This window comes from Pseudomonas sp. FW507-12TSA (assembly GCF_058781435.1).
In genome coordinates, this window is sequence record NZ_JBYSWT010000002.1 from 170,017 (window position 1) to 184,004 (window position 13,988).

Below are 13,988 nucleotides of genomic sequence, written 5' to 3' on the forward strand. Positions count from 1 at the left end.
TTCGGCGCAAACCGCGTTGCCGCGTCAAATGGTGCCAGGCTAGGCGTAGGACGCAGGCAATGGTCGTTCCCTTGTCAAGTCCTGCAACGACGCATGGCGCCATTTGTGGACGGGCCGGTTTTAGCGCGGCGCGTCGTTACTCGACGGCTCATTTGGACGGCCAAACTTCGCGTCTCGTGCCTAGCTCCGCGCTAAAACTGGCTCCGGCGCGGTCGCGGCGAAATGGCAACAGACCCTAGATAAGTCCGACACCCCTTACTGTCCCATCACCCAGGCCCAGGCCATGGCCGAACCATACAGGCCCAGGCCGAACACCGAGTGGCCGACCAGGCTGCGCAGCCGGGCCACGTTCGGCTTGGGCGTCTTGCTGGCCGCGACTCCGGCACCCATGCACGGCTGCATCAGGAAGAACGGCGCGGCCACCGTCAGCACGCCGACGATCAGCGCCGGGGCCAGGGTCGGCTGCAACGGCCATTGCGGGTCCTGGGTCAGCAGCAACAGTACCGCGAAAGCGATCCCGATCAGGTAGTGGGCCAGCCAGCCCAGCGCTTGTTCTGCGGCTATTGGCGCCGCCTGGGCGATGTTCTGGTGCACGAACCGGCCCTTGGGGAAGTGGCCGACCCAGCGCCCGACCATGGCCCAGTTGGGGCCGGGCATGTTCAGGAACCGGGCCAGGAACAGGTTCCAGAGATCCAGGACCACGGTTGCGCCGACACCGATCGCCAGTGCCGGTAAGATCAACGCCATGAGTGCATGCATAAGGACTCCTTCGGATGCGGAAGCCTGGCAGTACAGTGCCAGGTATTCCCATGATAAGATTTCATTCAATTTAATGATTGAATGATCAATAAAGCAGCAGGAACTGTCAATGACCGATTCGTTTTCCCCACAGCAGCCCCTGGCCGACATGGCCGAGCTGGCGCGCATCCTCGGGCATCACCATCGCTTGATCCTGCTGGAGCACATCGCTCGCGGCGAGCAACCGGTGGAGCGCCTGGTGGAGGCCTCGGGCCTTTCGGTAGCCAACACTTCCCAGCATCTGCAGCAGTTGCGTCGCGGCGGTTTCGTGCAGTCCCGGCGCGATGGCAAGCGCGTGCTCTACAGCCTGGCCCAGGGGCCGGTGGTGAACCTGCTCGATGCCCTGCGCCAGTACGTCGACTACAACCATGGGCAGATTCGCGACCTGCTCAGCGACAGCGTGCAACAGCCGGCGCGGCTTGAGGGCATCTCCCGGGGCGAGTTGCAGCAGCGCTTGCAGGAAGGCGGCATGACCTTGCTGGATGTGCGTTCGCCGGAGGAATTTGCCCAGGGGCACCTGCCGGGGGCGATCAACATCCCGCTGGATGAGCTGGAACTGCGCCTGGCGGAGCTACCGTCGGAGCAGGAGTTGGTGGCCTACTGCCGCGGCCCTTACTGTGTGCTTTCGCACAACGCTGCGGCGTTGTTGCGGGCCAAGGGCTTCAAGGTGCGGCGCCTGGACGAGGGGTTCACCGACTGGCAGGCCGCAGGGCTGGGTGTCGAAGCTAGCGAGTGAAAACGCCGAGAAACAGGGCGAATAAGCCATTGCCTACAGGTGCATGATCCATATCAACAGGGTTTTCAGAGAAATCCGCTACAAGGGACCCAGGCTCGGACCCACAAGGTACCGGGCCCCGGGCCTACCTCCCAAGGGCCCGAGATAACCAATAAAAACCTTTGCGGATATCGGCCGAGGGGATCACCCCAGGCGGGTTTTAAAGGAATAACCTGATGGCTTTTTCTCTGTCACGTTTGTGCCTCCTGGGCGCTGCGTTGCTCTGCGTACATTCTGCCCACGGTAGCGAGCCTGCTCCGGCAGCTACCCCCACCCCCGATGCCGAAACGATCCAGCGTGGCCAGTATGTGGCCCAGCTTGGCGACTGCATCGCCTGCCATACCGCTCGTGGCGGCGCGGTCATGGCCGGCGGCCTGGAGCTGAAGACGCCCATGGGCACCATCTACTCCAGCAACATCACCCCGGACAAGACCACCGGCATCGGCAACTACAGCTTTGAAGAGTTCGACCGCGTGATGCGCGAAGGCGTGACCCCTGATGGCAGCCATTTGTACCCGGCCATGCCGTACCCGTCCTACGCGAAGATGACCGAAGAGGACATGCGAGCGCTCTTTGCCTACCTGATCAATGGCGTGGAGCCGGTGGCCCAGGGCAACCTGGAGGCCGACATGGGCTTCCCCTTCAACCAGCGCTGGGGCCTGTGGTTCTGGAACTTCGCCTTCGTCGACAAACAGCCCTTCAAGCCCGATCCCCAGCGTGACGAACAGCTCAACCGTGGCGCCTACCTGGTCCAGGGCCTGGGCCATTGCGGTTCCTGCCACACCCCACGGGGCATCGCCTTCCAGGAGAAGGCCATGAGCGACACCGAATCCGGTGGCCAGCATTACCTGGCCGGGGAGACGGTAGAAGAGTGGCGTGCCCTGAGCCTGCGCAACCTGTGGACCGTGGAAGACACCGTGCAACTGCTCAAGACCGGGCAGAACCGCTTCGCCACGGTCTCGGGCAACATGGCCGATGTGATCCACCACAGTACCCAGCACTTCACCGATGCCGACCTGACCGCCATCGCGGCCTATCTCAAGTCGTTGCCGGCAGGCAAGGACGACCTGCCGATGCCGTCCGAGGTCCAGGCCCCGGCAGCACCGCCGAGCAACCTGTTCACCTCTCGTGGTGGCCTGGGTTATGCGCAGTTCTGCTCCGACTGCCACCGCCAGGATGGTGCCGGCGTACCGCAGATGTTCCCGTCCCTGGCGGGCAACCCCAGCGTGGCGTCGAGCAACCCTACTTCCCTGCTGCACATCACCCTGACCGGCTGGAAGACCGCCCAGACCGCGGCCCATCCACGGGTCTACACCATGCCGGGTTTCGCCCAGCTGGCCGATGAGGAAATCGCCGAGATCCTGACCTTCGTCCGCAGCAGCTGGGGCAACCAGGGCTCGGCCATCGACGCCAACCAGGTCAAGAAAATGCGTGCCCAACTGAGCCCGCAAGTGGAGAGTACGCCGTTCGAAACCCCACGCCTGGCCAACTTGCTGGCCGCGCCGAACGCCGAGCAACTGGTGCGCGGCATGCGCCTGCACCTGGAGACCAAGGCCCTGCTGCCGGACAACGTCGGCAACTCGCTGAATTGCACCAGCTGCCACCTCAACGCCGGCACCGTGGCCGATGGTTCGCCTTTTGTCGGTGTCTCGGCATTCTTCCCCGGCTACGCGCCACGGGCAGGCAAGACCATTACCCTGGAAGAGCGCATCAACGGTTGCTTCCGCCGCTCCATGCACGGCAAGCCGCTGCCGGTGGCTGGCCCGGACATGCAAGCCATGGTGGCCTACTTCGAGTGGATGAAGATGAATACCCGTCCCGAGGACAAGGTGGCCGGGCGTGGCGTGGGCAAGATCGATCCCGCCCTCAAGCCCAACGCCGAGAACGGCAAGCAGGTATACGCCAAGCAGTGCGCGGTGTGCCATGGCGCTGATGGCGAAGGCCTGAAGCGTGCCGACGGCAGCCTGATCTTCCCGCCGCTGTGGGGCGACGAGTCGTTCAACATCGGCGCCGGCATGGCCCGTACCTACACCGCCGCGGCCTTCGTCAAGCGCAACATGCCGATCGGCTTCCACGAGAAATTCCCCCTGGGCCAGGGTGGCCTCTCGGATCAGGAAGCCCTGGACGTGGCCGAGTACTTCTCCCATCAACCGCGTCCGGACTTCCCGGACAAGGTCAAGGATTGGCCCAATGGTGGCCGGCCGGCGGACGCTCGCTACTGACCCTGACCATGGCGGCTGCTTCGGTAGCCGCCATGCTCGGTTTGAGCAGCCCGTAGCCGCTGTTTTCGAGCGGCGAAAAACCTGTGGCAGGCCAATCGCGCCGAGTTAAGATCGCCATCCTTTCGCGGCCACCGTTGGCTGCTCCTGCCAAGGATGAAGCATGCGGTTTCCTTCTGTGGTGTTGCTCGGCCTGACCCTGGGCCTGGGCGGTTGCACCTTCGTCTCGACCCTCAAGGCCACTACCGTCAGTTATCGCGTTCCGGCGGATGCCGGTGACACTGCATTGATCCGCATCGTTTCCCAGGGCTCGGTCCGTGGCGTGCCATACAGCGATTGCATCGACTGGCGCAAACCGGGCTCGGGCGTGATGGTCAAGCCGCATCGGGGCATTGCCCATCCCAAGTTCCGCAGCCTGGGCATTCCCATGAGCGCCGAGACCGACCGTATGCGGCGCCAGGAAGGGTTTGGCGCCAACGAGCTCAAGCTCCCGGCCAATCGTCCCTTCGCCCTGATGTTCTACAACAGCGAACCCGGGCAGCTGGAGAATTTCCGCGCCGTCTGTGAGCAGAGCGTGAGCTTCGTGCCTGAGGCTGGCGCGACCTACCAGCTGGTGTTCCTCCAGGACCAGCAATGCACCGCGCTGCTGCGCAAGATCGATGAGCACGGGCAGATGCAAGCCGAGCCTGTGGGGCTGCACTCCAGCGACTACTGCAGCCCCGATGCTCGGATCAGAGATCGCTGACAGGGGGGTTAGCCAGGGTAGTGCTGGCAGATTTCCTTCCAGATATAGCCACCGCTGTAGCGGATCCAGCGGATATACAGGTGGTCGACAAAGGCTTGCCAGCGGCTGTTGCGGCGTCGCTGCAGGCTTTCTTCGATATCCGCCAGCAGCGAGGTGCGCTCGAAACCCGTCCAGATTTCCGGGATCACCGCCATCAGGTTGACGTAGCACACCGGCGCCACCTCGCAGTAGAGGATGCGCTCGATCTCGGCCCGCTCGTAGGCCTGGGTCTGCCGGGCGATGTAGGCATAGTCCACCTGGTTGTCGACGAAGGCATCCGACAGCACATAGCGGATCTCGTCCAACTGTTCCTGGGTGATGGGGTTGCTAGGCATGGTCGAATGAACTCAGGAGCGCTGGTAGGGCAAGCCGAACGGTACCCCGTTCAGGGTGTGGGTACAGCAGGGGCAGTCGGGGCTCATGTGCGCTGCGCGCAGTTGCGGATCGACCATTTGCAACAACCCCTGGGCATCGACGTACAAGCCGCTGAAGAAACTGAAGTGGCCGATGCGCACGTAGTCCTCGCGTTCATGCTCATGCCGGGCTACCAGCCAGAACACCGGCTCCTCACGATCCAGGCGGCTCTTGGCCTCACTGAACACCGAATCCCAGGGTTCGCCCACCCGGCTGAGCAGGAAGCGGAACAGCGGCGTGTAGTCCAGTCCCAGGCGCAGCCCGGAATGCATGCTGCCGCGCTGCTGCTCTTCGTTGGCGGCCAGGGCCTTGCTGTGGCGCTGCCGGGCATAGGCCGGATGGATCTTGTGGTGCACGCCGTGGGTCCGCGTGTTGACCTTGCGATACAGCGGTTGTTTTTCCATCGGGCGGGTCCTTCCTGGTTGCCGGCGAATGGCGATTCTATCTTGGTGCGATCATCCGCGTCGGCTCGCGGCCGTTGGCATTGTGCTGGTAGATGGCCGCTGGCTGGCCCTGGTCGTCGAAGAACACCTGGCCCAGCCCGGAAGAGTTCCACAGCCGTTCACCGGCCTTGGCATGCTCGGGCACATGGGGGATGACCTTCATGCGCCGGCGCCTGGTGAACCAGTTCAACGGCGAGCGGGGCGAGTAGAGCCAGCGGTTGAGGCGGTCGAACCAGTCCAGCAGGGTTGCGGGAAATTCATTCTTGATGCCGCTGCTGGTGACCTGCCAGATTCGCGGGCCGCCCTGGCGGTGGCGGATCAGCACTTCGTAGACGAAGGAGTAGTGCACGTCCCCGGAGAGGATCACGTAGCTGCCCGGGGTGCGTGAGTGGCGGAAGATATTGAGGATCACCTGCGCCGAACCGCGATGGGCCATCCAGTTTTCCGCGTCCACCAGCAGCGGGTAGCCACACCAGCTGAAGACCTTCTGCACGGTTTCGATCAGCTTGACGCCGAAGATCGGCGCCGGCGAGACGATGATCGCCGAAGGGTGGTCCAGCAGTTCGTGCTGCAGTTCGCTCAAGGCTTCCCAGTCCAGCAGGCCCGAAGGCTGGCCCAGGCTGAACTCGCTGCGCCAGCGCCGGGTGCGCGTGTCCAGCACCACCAGGGCCGGGGTGCTGGGCAGTACGTATTGCCACTGGGCAAAGCGCAGCAGTTGCTCGAGCAACGAGTCGTGCAGTCGTCGGTCCAGTCGCCGGTTGCCTCGCGCGCTGGCGCTCAGGGCCTGGGTCTGCTCCAGCAATGCCGGGAAGGCGTCGGGGTCGTTGCCCCAGCCCTGGCACAGCATGTAGGCCAGCAGGGCATTGCCGATGATGCGTTTGGAGAAGGGATGGCCGTAGGCGGTTTCTTCCCATTGGGCGCTGAGGTTCCAGTCGTCGGTGATGTCGTGGTCGTCGAAGATCATCAGGCACGACAGGTGGGCGAAGACCCGCGCCGCGCCGTCCAGGCCAGCGACGAAGGCCTCGATATGCCGTTGCTCCCTGGCATAGCGCGCCTGGTGCTGCGGGCTCAGTTGCGGCATCTGGGGCGCGATCAGGCTCCAGGGCACCGGCGACCAGGCCAGCAGGTACATGGCCAGCACCTCGGCGAAGGTCACCAGGTGATTGTCGGCGCTGCTGCTGGTGAAGATCGGCTTCTTCACTCCGCCGAAGAACCGCTCGCGCAGGGTCTCGTTGCTCTTGAGCGCGGGGAGCAACTCGGCTCGCTGGTAGTAGCTGGCGTGGTGGCAGTAGAGCGCCTGGCTGTCGTCCACCACGGCGCCTTCGAGCTGTTCGTCGAACAGGCCCAGGCGCTCGATCAGGGCATGGATGGCCCGCAACATGGGGCCAGCCACATCGTCGGCGTAGATCTGGTCGCCGCTCATCAGCAGCAATGCGGGGCGGTCTTGGGTCGCCGGTTTTTGCGCCAGCAGGCGGTCGGCGCATAGCAGGCCGTCGGGGGCCGGGTGATGGGGTTTGCGGCAGGAACCGTGGAGCAGGTTGTCGATGCGGCTATGCAGTACGAATTCGGCCCGCTGCGCATCGCCATAGAGCAAGTGGGGCGCCCAAGCGGCCATGCCCTGGAGGCCGTGCTGTGCATCGCTGATCAGCAGGTCATAGGCGATCGGCAGATCCTCGGGCAGGGTCGCGTCCAGGCTTACGTCGATCAGGTGGATGTAGGCATCGCGGCCCACGGCGATGACCTGGCACTGGTGTTCATCCAGGGCCAGTTCCTGCATGGCCGCACCTTCGGCCTGCAGTTGCAGGGTCAGAGACAAAGGCTGAGAGCCCACCAGCCACAACACCAGCCGGCTCGGTTCCAGGCGGCGCAACAGCGGACCGGCGAGTACGGGAGGCAGGGTGTCGTGGGCGTGGGACAAGGGCATGCGCGCGGGTGCTCGGGGCCAGAAAAGGGGCGCCATGGTAGCGTAGCCAATGTCACAGAAACGTTGCCTGGCGGCGCCGTCCCCAGGCATTTGTATCCAGTTATTTACTGGCCGTGGCCATCATCACCCCGAAGCCCAGGAAGGTGATCCCCGACAGTCTGCCGGCGATCCGTGCCCCGCGCCGGCTGGACAGCCAGCCCCGGGCACTGTTGGCCAGCCCGGCGTAGGCGCTGTGCACCGCCACCACCAGCAGGCCGTAGCTGGTCACCAGCAACAGGAACTGGCCCAGATAGCTGCCCTCGGAGTGGATGAACTGTGGGAACACCGCGAGGAAGAAGAACCCGGCCTTGGGGTTGAGCAACTGGATCGACAGAGCCTCGACGAAGCGCCGCCACGGGCGCGAGGCGCTGGCCTGGAGTTGCGCAACGAAGCGCTGGGTGCGCCACATCTTGATACCCAGGTACAGCAAGTACAGGGCGCCTAGGTACTTGAACAGGGTGAACGCGGTAGTCGAGGCAGCCAGTACCAGGCCCAGGCTGCTGGCGCAGAGCCCGGCCACCACGAAGGCGCCCAGGGCAATGCCGAGGACGCCCGGCAAGGCGCCCGTCCAGCCATGGCGCAGGGCGTTGGACAGGGTCAGCACCACCCCGGGCCCGGGGCTGAGGATGGTCAGGGTAGCTAGCAGGAGGAACAGTCCGTAGCTCGCCATGGGCACTCCGGGTTTGGATGATGGAAGAGCGCCGTGGCAATGGCCGGCGCCGTGGTGCAGGGTGAGCGCGAAGGCAAGCGCTGACAAACGCTTTAATTGCACCGCTGCTGTGCCTGAATCAGACACATGGGCGATTTGCAGGGCCGGTTCACTGGTCGCCGTGGCGCGCCGGCAGCTGCGGCAGGTTGAGCATGGCGTCTTGCTGGATCTGGGCCTGCATCCAGTCGATGAACACCTGGGCCTCGGGTGCGGCGTCGCAGGCCAAGGCGTAGTAATAGTGGGTCAGGGGCTGGCGTAATTGTGGCAGCGGGCAGACCAGCCGGCCGCTGGCCAGGTCCTTGGCCAGCAGCGAGGCGGGGCACAGGCTCAAGCCGAGGCCGTCGACGCAGGCCTGGAGCACGAAGTGCATATGGTCAAAATGCAGGGTTGGCGGGTTGCGCAGCGGCTTGAGCCGGCAGTGCTCGAGCCATTTCGACCAATCGCTGAGCCGGGTGCGGCTGACCAGCAGGGTATGGCGTGCCAGGTCCTTGGGGCTGTGCAAGGGGGTGTCGTGCAAGAGCGCGGGGGCGGCCACCACCAGGATTTCGTCGTCCAGCAGGGGTTGCGGTTGCAGCGCTGCCGCCCACCCCGAGCGCCCACGGCGGATTACCAGGTCGAAGGTTTCCCGGGCCGGGTCGGGGGGCAGGGTGCTGGTCACCACTTCCGGATGGATCTGCGGGTACTGCGCCATGAACTGCGGCAGGCGCGGAATCAGCCAACGCACGGCGAAGGACGGTCGCACGTTGATGGTCACCTTGCGCAGCGCCGCACCCTGGCGCAGGGCGGTGGCGGCCTGGGCGATCTGGGTCAGGGCCACGCTGACCTGCTCATAGAAAGCCTGTCCGGCCGGGGTGAGGACCGACTGGCGGATGCGACGCTCGAACAGCAGCACGCCCAGGTGTTCCTCCAGCAATTTGATATGCCGGCTGATGGCGCTGTGGCTCACGTGCAACTCATCCGCCGCGCGGCTGAAGCTTTCGTGGCGGGCGGCCGCGGCAAAGGCGCGGACCGCGTTCAGAGGGGGCAGGTCGCTGATCATGTGTCTAATTTAGTTACCTATACGACGCAAATAAAGCGTTTGTCAGCGCGGGCCACGGGCGGCACGCTGCATCGGGTTCACGATCTGCCGGTTTGCCTGACATGCCCGATACTTCGCTTCGCCGTACCGATCAAGACTCTGCCCGTTGCGCCAGCATCCTCGGCCTGTGCTTGCCTGGTGATGTCCTGCTGTACCTGTTGCTGCCCATGCAGCACGAAGCCTTCGGCGTGACCCTGGCCGAGGCCGGCTTGCTGCTGGCTGCCAACCGCCTGGTGCGGATCTTCGGCTACGGCCAAGTGATGCGTTTCTATGCTCGGCACGGCGACCGCCCGGTGTGCGTGCTGGCCGCTGCGACCGCCGCGTTGTGCGCTCTGGGCTACGCCACGCTGTCGGGCTTCTGGTGGTTGTTGCTGCTGCGCCTGGGCTGGGGCCTGAGTTACGCCGCCCTCAACCTCTCGACCCAGGTCATGGCCACCGCCGAGCCCACGGGCGCCGCCCGCCGCACCGGCCGCTCCCGCGCGCTGATCGCCACCGGGCCGATGCTGGCCTTGCCCATCGGTGCACTGGTCAGCGTCGAATACGGCCCGCGGGTGATCTTCGGGCTCATGGTCCTGACCTCGCTGCTCGCCATGCTGCTGGCCTTCGGCCTGCCTGGCAGGCCTCACCCACTGGCGAATTCCGGCCGGCGCTTGCAACGTCCCGACAGCGTGGCGCTGTGGTCCTTCATCGAAGGCCTGGTGCTGGACGGGCTGTTCATCATTGGCTTGTCGTTGCAGGCTGAACAACTAATGGCCGGCAACGCGCTGCTGGTGGCGGGTGCGCTGTTGGCCCTGCGCTATGTCTCGGAAATGCTCCTCAGCCCGTTGGGCGGCATCGCCGCGCAACGCTTTGGCGCGACGCGGATGCTGATCGTCTTCTCGTTGCTGACCTGCGCGGCCCTGGTGGGGTTCGGTTGCCACTGGCTGATTGTCGGCGGCGCCCTGGTATTGATACTGCGGGCTCTGCAACTGCCGCTGGTAGTAACGGTGGTGGCCCAGCGGCATCCGGGCGCGGGACGAGTGCGAGCCCTGGCGGCCAATGCGGTATGGCGGGATATCGGCGCCGGGCTCGGACCGCTGATCGCCGGCATGCTGCTGCCGGTGGCCTCCACGGTGTGGGTGTATTCGCTGGCGGCAGTGTGCCTGGCGCTGAGTGCGTTGGCGTGCCGGAAGTCCGATGCAAACCTCTGAATCTAAGCCGCAAGCTGCAAGCTGCAAGCGACAAGCTTTAATCTTGAAGCTTGTCGCTTGCAGCTGTCTTTACGCCTGTTTGTCGTCGCCGCGTTCGACGCTCTGGGGCTGGCCCTGTTCGATGACCCAGCGCAGCAGGTCGGTGACCGAGACTCGATGCTTGCGCTCCACCCATTCCATGCCTTGTGGGCTGTAGTGTTCGCTGTAGCGGGTCAGTACCAGGTGGTTCTGATCCTCGGACAGGCGCAGGCTGACCTCGCGACAATGCAAGCTGGCGTCGTCGAGCTTGGTCACCCGCTGCAGCAACGTCAGGGCCGGTTGGGTGAGGCAGGGTTCGGGGAGTTCTTCGCGGATGGCTGGGGCGGGCGCCGAGGTGTTCTTGATCAGGTGCATGGTCGGCTGTTCTCCAGTAGGGGGAGGCCGATGCTGGCAGCCGAACCTTGCGCAAAGATGTCTGCTTTATTGCAGCGTTGCAGGTTTGTTACCGGGTTGAAATATATGACGCGATGCGGCGAATGGTTTTAGATAACGCTCCTTTCCACTTGAAGTGATCCCCGCCGGTGAGCCGTCTCTTGATCGTGGACGACGACGTCGAAGTCCTCGCCCTGCTGAAGAAATTCTTTGTCCAACAGGGCTACGAGGTCGGCGTGGCCACCGATGGCGCCGGGTTGTGGGCGGCCATGGAGCGGGACGTGCCGGATTTGATCATCCTCGACCTGATGCTCCCCGGCGACAACGGCCTGACCCTGTGCCAGCGCCTGCGGCTGCAACATGCCACGCCGGTGATCATGCTCACGGCCATGGGCGAGCTGAGCGACCGGGTAGTGGGCCTGGAGATGGGCGCCGACGATTACCTGGGCAAACCCTTCGATGCCCGCGAGCTGCTGGCGCGGGTGCGCGCGGTGTTGCGCCGCTCCGGCGAGAGCCGGCCGCTGGCCGGTGAGGTGCCACGGCCGTTGATCCGCTTCGCCGACTGGCAACTGGACCTGACCCGGCGCGAACTGCGTTCGCCGGACCAGGTGATGATCCCGCTGTCGGCGGGGGAGTTCGACTTGCTGCTGGTGTTCGTCGAGCATCCGCAGCGCATCCTCACCCGTGAGCAGTTGCTCGACCTGGCCCGGGGTCACGCCCATGATGCCTTCGACCGCAGCATCGATGTCCAGGTCAGCCGCCTGCGGCGCAAGCTGGAGTTCGATACCAAGCGCCCGGCGATGATCCGCACGGTGCGCAACGGCGGCTACCTGTTCACCCCCAGCGTGACCCGCCAGTGAAGGCGCTCAAGCCGCTATGGCGCTATCGGCTGCGCGATACGGTGGCGCGCTGGATCGCCCTGACCATCATCATGGCCATGCTCACGGCCCTGGCCTTCAATGCGTTGTTCGTGCAGTTGGCCGGCGTCTGGGCCTATCCGTCCCTGGAAGAGTCGGGAATCCTGGAGAGCTCTGCGTCTATCGTGCGCATGATCGAGGCCTCGGAACCGGGCCAGCGTGCGCGGCTGGCGGCAGCGGTCAGCCATGAGTATTCCAGCGTGGTCTGGCAGCCGACTCGCGAGGCTTTCAATCTGCCGGTCGTCGAGGACTCTGAGTACGTTGGAGAGGGCATTCGCCAGGCGCTGGAACCGCCTACGCGGCGCATGGAGGCCTACATGCCCAGCGACTGGCCGGGGCCCAATGGCCGCTACGCGTTACTGGTACAACTGACCGATCAATCCTGGCTGATGTTCTCCTCGACATCCCGCAGTTGGGGGCTGGATGAGAGCACCCGCAACTTGATCGTCATCGCCCTGGTGTTGGTGTCCACCGGCCTGGTGGCATGGATCGCCACCCGCCGCCTGGCCAGGCCGTTGCAGCAATTCGCCCAGGGCGCACGACGCTTTGCCCTGGATTTTCACGCGCCACCCATCGAGCCGGTGGGCCCCCACGAGATCCGCCAGGCGATCCTGGCGTTCAACGCCATGCAGGCGCAGTTGCAGCACTTCATCAAGGACCGTACGCAGATGCTCGCAGCCATTTCCCACGATCTGCGCACGCCCCTGACCCGCATGCGCCTGCGCGGCGAGTTCATCGAGGATGCCGACCAGCAGCAACGGCTGTTCCGCGACGTGGACGAGATGCAGGCCATGATCAACTCGGCGCTGGAATTCTTTCGCGACGATGCACGCCTGGAGCAGGCGACCCAGTTCGACCTGGCCGAGCTGCTGCAGACCCTGGTGGACGATTATCGCGACCAGGGCCTGGAGATCACCTTCAGCGGCCCATCGCGCCTGGTGTATGGCGGCAGGCCCCTGGGGCTCAAGCGGGTGATGACCAATCTGCTGGACAACGCCCTCAAGTACGGCGTCGAGCCGGCCATCGTGCTGGAGCAGGGGGTTGAGCAGGTGCGGGTGCGAGTTTTGGATCGTGGCCCGGGCATTGCGCCCGAGGCGTTGGAGCAGGTGTTCGAACCGTTCTTCCGCCTGGAGACGTCACGCAACAAGAGCACCGGCGGCGTTGGCCTGGGCCTGTCGGCGGCCCGGGCCATCGTGCGTGAGCATGGCGGCAGCTTGCGCCTGTTCAACCGCGATGGCGGCGGGCTCGAAGCTCGGGTGGAACTGCCGCTGTAACCCTTGTACCTGGGCGGTTCTTGTAGCCGCTGCCGAACCTGCGAGGCTGCTTACGGGCGCGTAGCGGCCGTTGTGGTTGAAGGCCCTGCGGGCCTTTTCGCAATCTCGCGTCGCTCGACAGCGGCGACAGGTGTCGCCGGTCAGGACCAGTCGAAGCAGAACAGCACCAGGCCTTCAACCGGCTCGTAGAACATCACGATCAGGTCGGCGCCGCGGATGCCGTAGTTGTAGGCCGGTACCCCCAGGACGTGCTGGAAGCGGCGGCCCGCGGGGCTCAGGGGCCAGACGTCGATGTCGCCGCTGTCATCCTCGGCTTCGACCACGTCCATGGGAAACTCCACGGTTTCCACCCAGTTGCCATAACCTTCGGCCACGCCACCGACTTCCTCGATGAAGTTGAGCTTCTGCCCGTTGTCCCGCGGCCAAGTCAGGTGCCCGAGTTCCTGGTAGCGCTGGCGGGCGGCCTGGTAGGCGGCGCGTTGCTCGGTGTAGTGCTGTTCCAGGTCGGCGCGGGCGTTGCGCTCGGGATCGGCCAGGTGGGCGTTGTCCGGGTGCAGGAAGAAGTAGCGCGGATCACCGCACAGGCGATAGCGGCCGTCCTCGATCTTGAAACCGATCCAGTTGGTCTTCAGCAAGTCGCTGCCAAAGCCTTGGCCTTCGGTGAACATGCCGACCAGGCCGCCACTGGGTTCGATGGGGTTGAGCAGGTGCAGGCGAGCGGACCATTCGGGGTTGATCAGGCTGGCATCGAAGGACAGCAGCGGCAGCAGGTGTTCAGCCAGCTCTTGCTGGTCGGCGACGAACAGGTCACGGGCTTCGGGGTAGGCCACGGCGCCAGCCGGCAGCTGGTTGAATTCCGGGGTCGGGATAGTGGGCATGGAACATCCTTGGTATCGGGCGATTAACGTGCGCAAGCCACTGCGCGATTCAGGAAGAACACATGGCAAGCGCTCGAGCAGGGCTGACGCTTGCCGGGTGAGCGGGTGCGACGCAGGTTCCGGGCGCTGGTGGCC

The 13,988-nt window shown here is 64.8% G+C and carries 14 protein-coding genes; 6 read left to right on the forward strand and 8 right to left on the reverse strand.

Annotated features, from left to right (window positions below; genetic code table 11):
* Positions 1-255 precede the first annotated feature (255 nt).
* On the reverse strand, positions 256-759 hold the full coding sequence (locus tag AC3WK8_RS02910) for a DUF2938 domain-containing protein (RefSeq protein ID WP_103324022.1): 504 nt from the start codon (positions 757-759) through the stop codon (positions 256-258).
* A 109-nt stretch (positions 760-868) separates the two neighbouring features.
* Here AC3WK8_RS02910 and AC3WK8_RS02915 point away from each other — a divergent pair, with 109 nt between their 5' ends.
* The 3 genes from AC3WK8_RS02915 (at position 869) to AC3WK8_RS02925 (ending at position 4,537) form a co-directional block, all read left to right on the forward strand.
* Complete coding sequence (locus AC3WK8_RS02915; protein ID WP_085594951.1) at positions 869-1,534, forward strand: ArsR/SmtB family transcription factor; 666 nt, start codon at positions 869-871, stop codon at positions 1,532-1,534.
* Between the two features lie 215 nt (positions 1,535-1,749).
* Positions 1,750-3,795, forward strand: coding sequence for a c-type cytochrome (locus AC3WK8_RS02920; protein ID WP_085594953.1), 2,046 nt, complete (start codon positions 1,750-1,752; stop codon positions 3,793-3,795).
* 160 nt (positions 3,796-3,955) lie between these two features.
* Positions 3,956-4,537: a hypothetical protein gene (locus tag AC3WK8_RS02925; protein WP_085594955.1), complete on the forward strand. Its 582-nt coding sequence runs from the start codon at positions 3,956-3,958 to the stop codon at positions 4,535-4,537.
* Positions 4,538-4,545: 8 nt separating this feature from the next.
* On the opposite strand, the gene AC3WK8_RS02930 is transcribed toward AC3WK8_RS02925, so the two are convergent.
* The 5 genes from AC3WK8_RS02930 to gcvA all read right to left on the reverse strand — a co-directional run bounded on the left by AC3WK8_RS02930 (position 4,546) and on the right by gcvA (position 9,144).
* The gene (locus tag AC3WK8_RS02930) at positions 4,546-4,911 is read right to left on the reverse strand and encodes a DUF7079 family protein (RefSeq protein WP_103324021.1); all 366 of its coding nucleotides are present in this window, start codon (positions 4,909-4,911) and stop codon (positions 4,546-4,548) included.
* 12 nt (positions 4,912-4,923) lie between these two features.
* A complete protein-coding gene (locus AC3WK8_RS02935) occupies positions 4,924-5,394 on the reverse strand; it encodes a hypothetical protein (protein WP_085594959.1) in 471 nt (156 codons plus the stop codon).
* A 37-nt stretch (positions 5,395-5,431) separates the two neighbouring features.
* Positions 5,432-7,357 (reverse strand): alkaline phosphatase D family protein, encoded by a 1,926-nt coding sequence (locus tag AC3WK8_RS02940; RefSeq protein WP_103324020.1) that lies wholly within the window; start codon positions 7,355-7,357, stop codon positions 5,432-5,434.
* A 100-nt stretch (positions 7,358-7,457) separates the two neighbouring features.
* On the reverse strand, positions 7,458-8,066 hold the full coding sequence (locus AC3WK8_RS02945) for a LysE family translocator (protein WP_103324019.1): 609 nt from the start codon (positions 8,064-8,066) through the stop codon (positions 7,458-7,460).
* A 148-nt stretch (positions 8,067-8,214) separates the two neighbouring features.
* Entirely contained in the window at positions 8,215-9,144 is a 930-nt protein-coding gene (gene gcvA / locus AC3WK8_RS02950; protein WP_103324018.1) for a transcriptional regulator GcvA, read from the reverse strand.
* A gap of 101 nt (positions 9,145-9,245) precedes the next feature.
* Between gcvA and AC3WK8_RS02955 the strand changes: the two genes are divergently transcribed.
* Complete coding sequence (locus tag AC3WK8_RS02955) at positions 9,246-10,373, forward strand: MFS transporter (protein ID WP_103324017.1); 1,128 nt, start codon at positions 9,246-9,248, stop codon at positions 10,371-10,373.
* 69 nt (positions 10,374-10,442) lie between these two features.
* Here the strand turns inward: AC3WK8_RS02955 and AC3WK8_RS02960 are convergent, their stop codons facing one another.
* Complete coding sequence (locus AC3WK8_RS02960) at positions 10,443-10,766, reverse strand: hypothetical protein (protein WP_103324016.1); 324 nt, start codon at positions 10,764-10,766, stop codon at positions 10,443-10,445.
* A 167-nt stretch (positions 10,767-10,933) separates the two neighbouring features.
* Here AC3WK8_RS02960 and AC3WK8_RS02965 point away from each other — a divergent pair, with 167 nt between their 5' ends.
* Together AC3WK8_RS02965 and AC3WK8_RS02970 are read left to right on the forward strand one after the other, a co-directional pair.
* The gene (locus AC3WK8_RS02965) at positions 10,934-11,644 is read left to right on the forward strand and encodes a response regulator (RefSeq protein WP_103324015.1); all 711 of its coding nucleotides are present in this window, start codon (positions 10,934-10,936) and stop codon (positions 11,642-11,644) included.
* The gene (locus AC3WK8_RS02970) at positions 11,641-12,975 is read left to right on the forward strand and encodes an ATP-binding protein (RefSeq protein WP_085594975.1); all 1,335 of its coding nucleotides are present in this window, start codon (positions 11,641-11,643) and stop codon (positions 12,973-12,975) included. The genes AC3WK8_RS02965 and AC3WK8_RS02970 overlap by 4 nt, the downstream gene beginning before the upstream one ends.
* Before the next feature lie 140 nt (positions 12,976-13,115).
* Here the strand turns inward: AC3WK8_RS02970 and AC3WK8_RS02975 are convergent, their stop codons facing one another.
* Entirely contained in the window at positions 13,116-13,853 is a 738-nt protein-coding gene (locus tag AC3WK8_RS02975) for a hypothetical protein (protein WP_085594977.1), read from the reverse strand.
* Between the last annotated feature and the right edge of the window lie 135 nt (positions 13,854-13,988).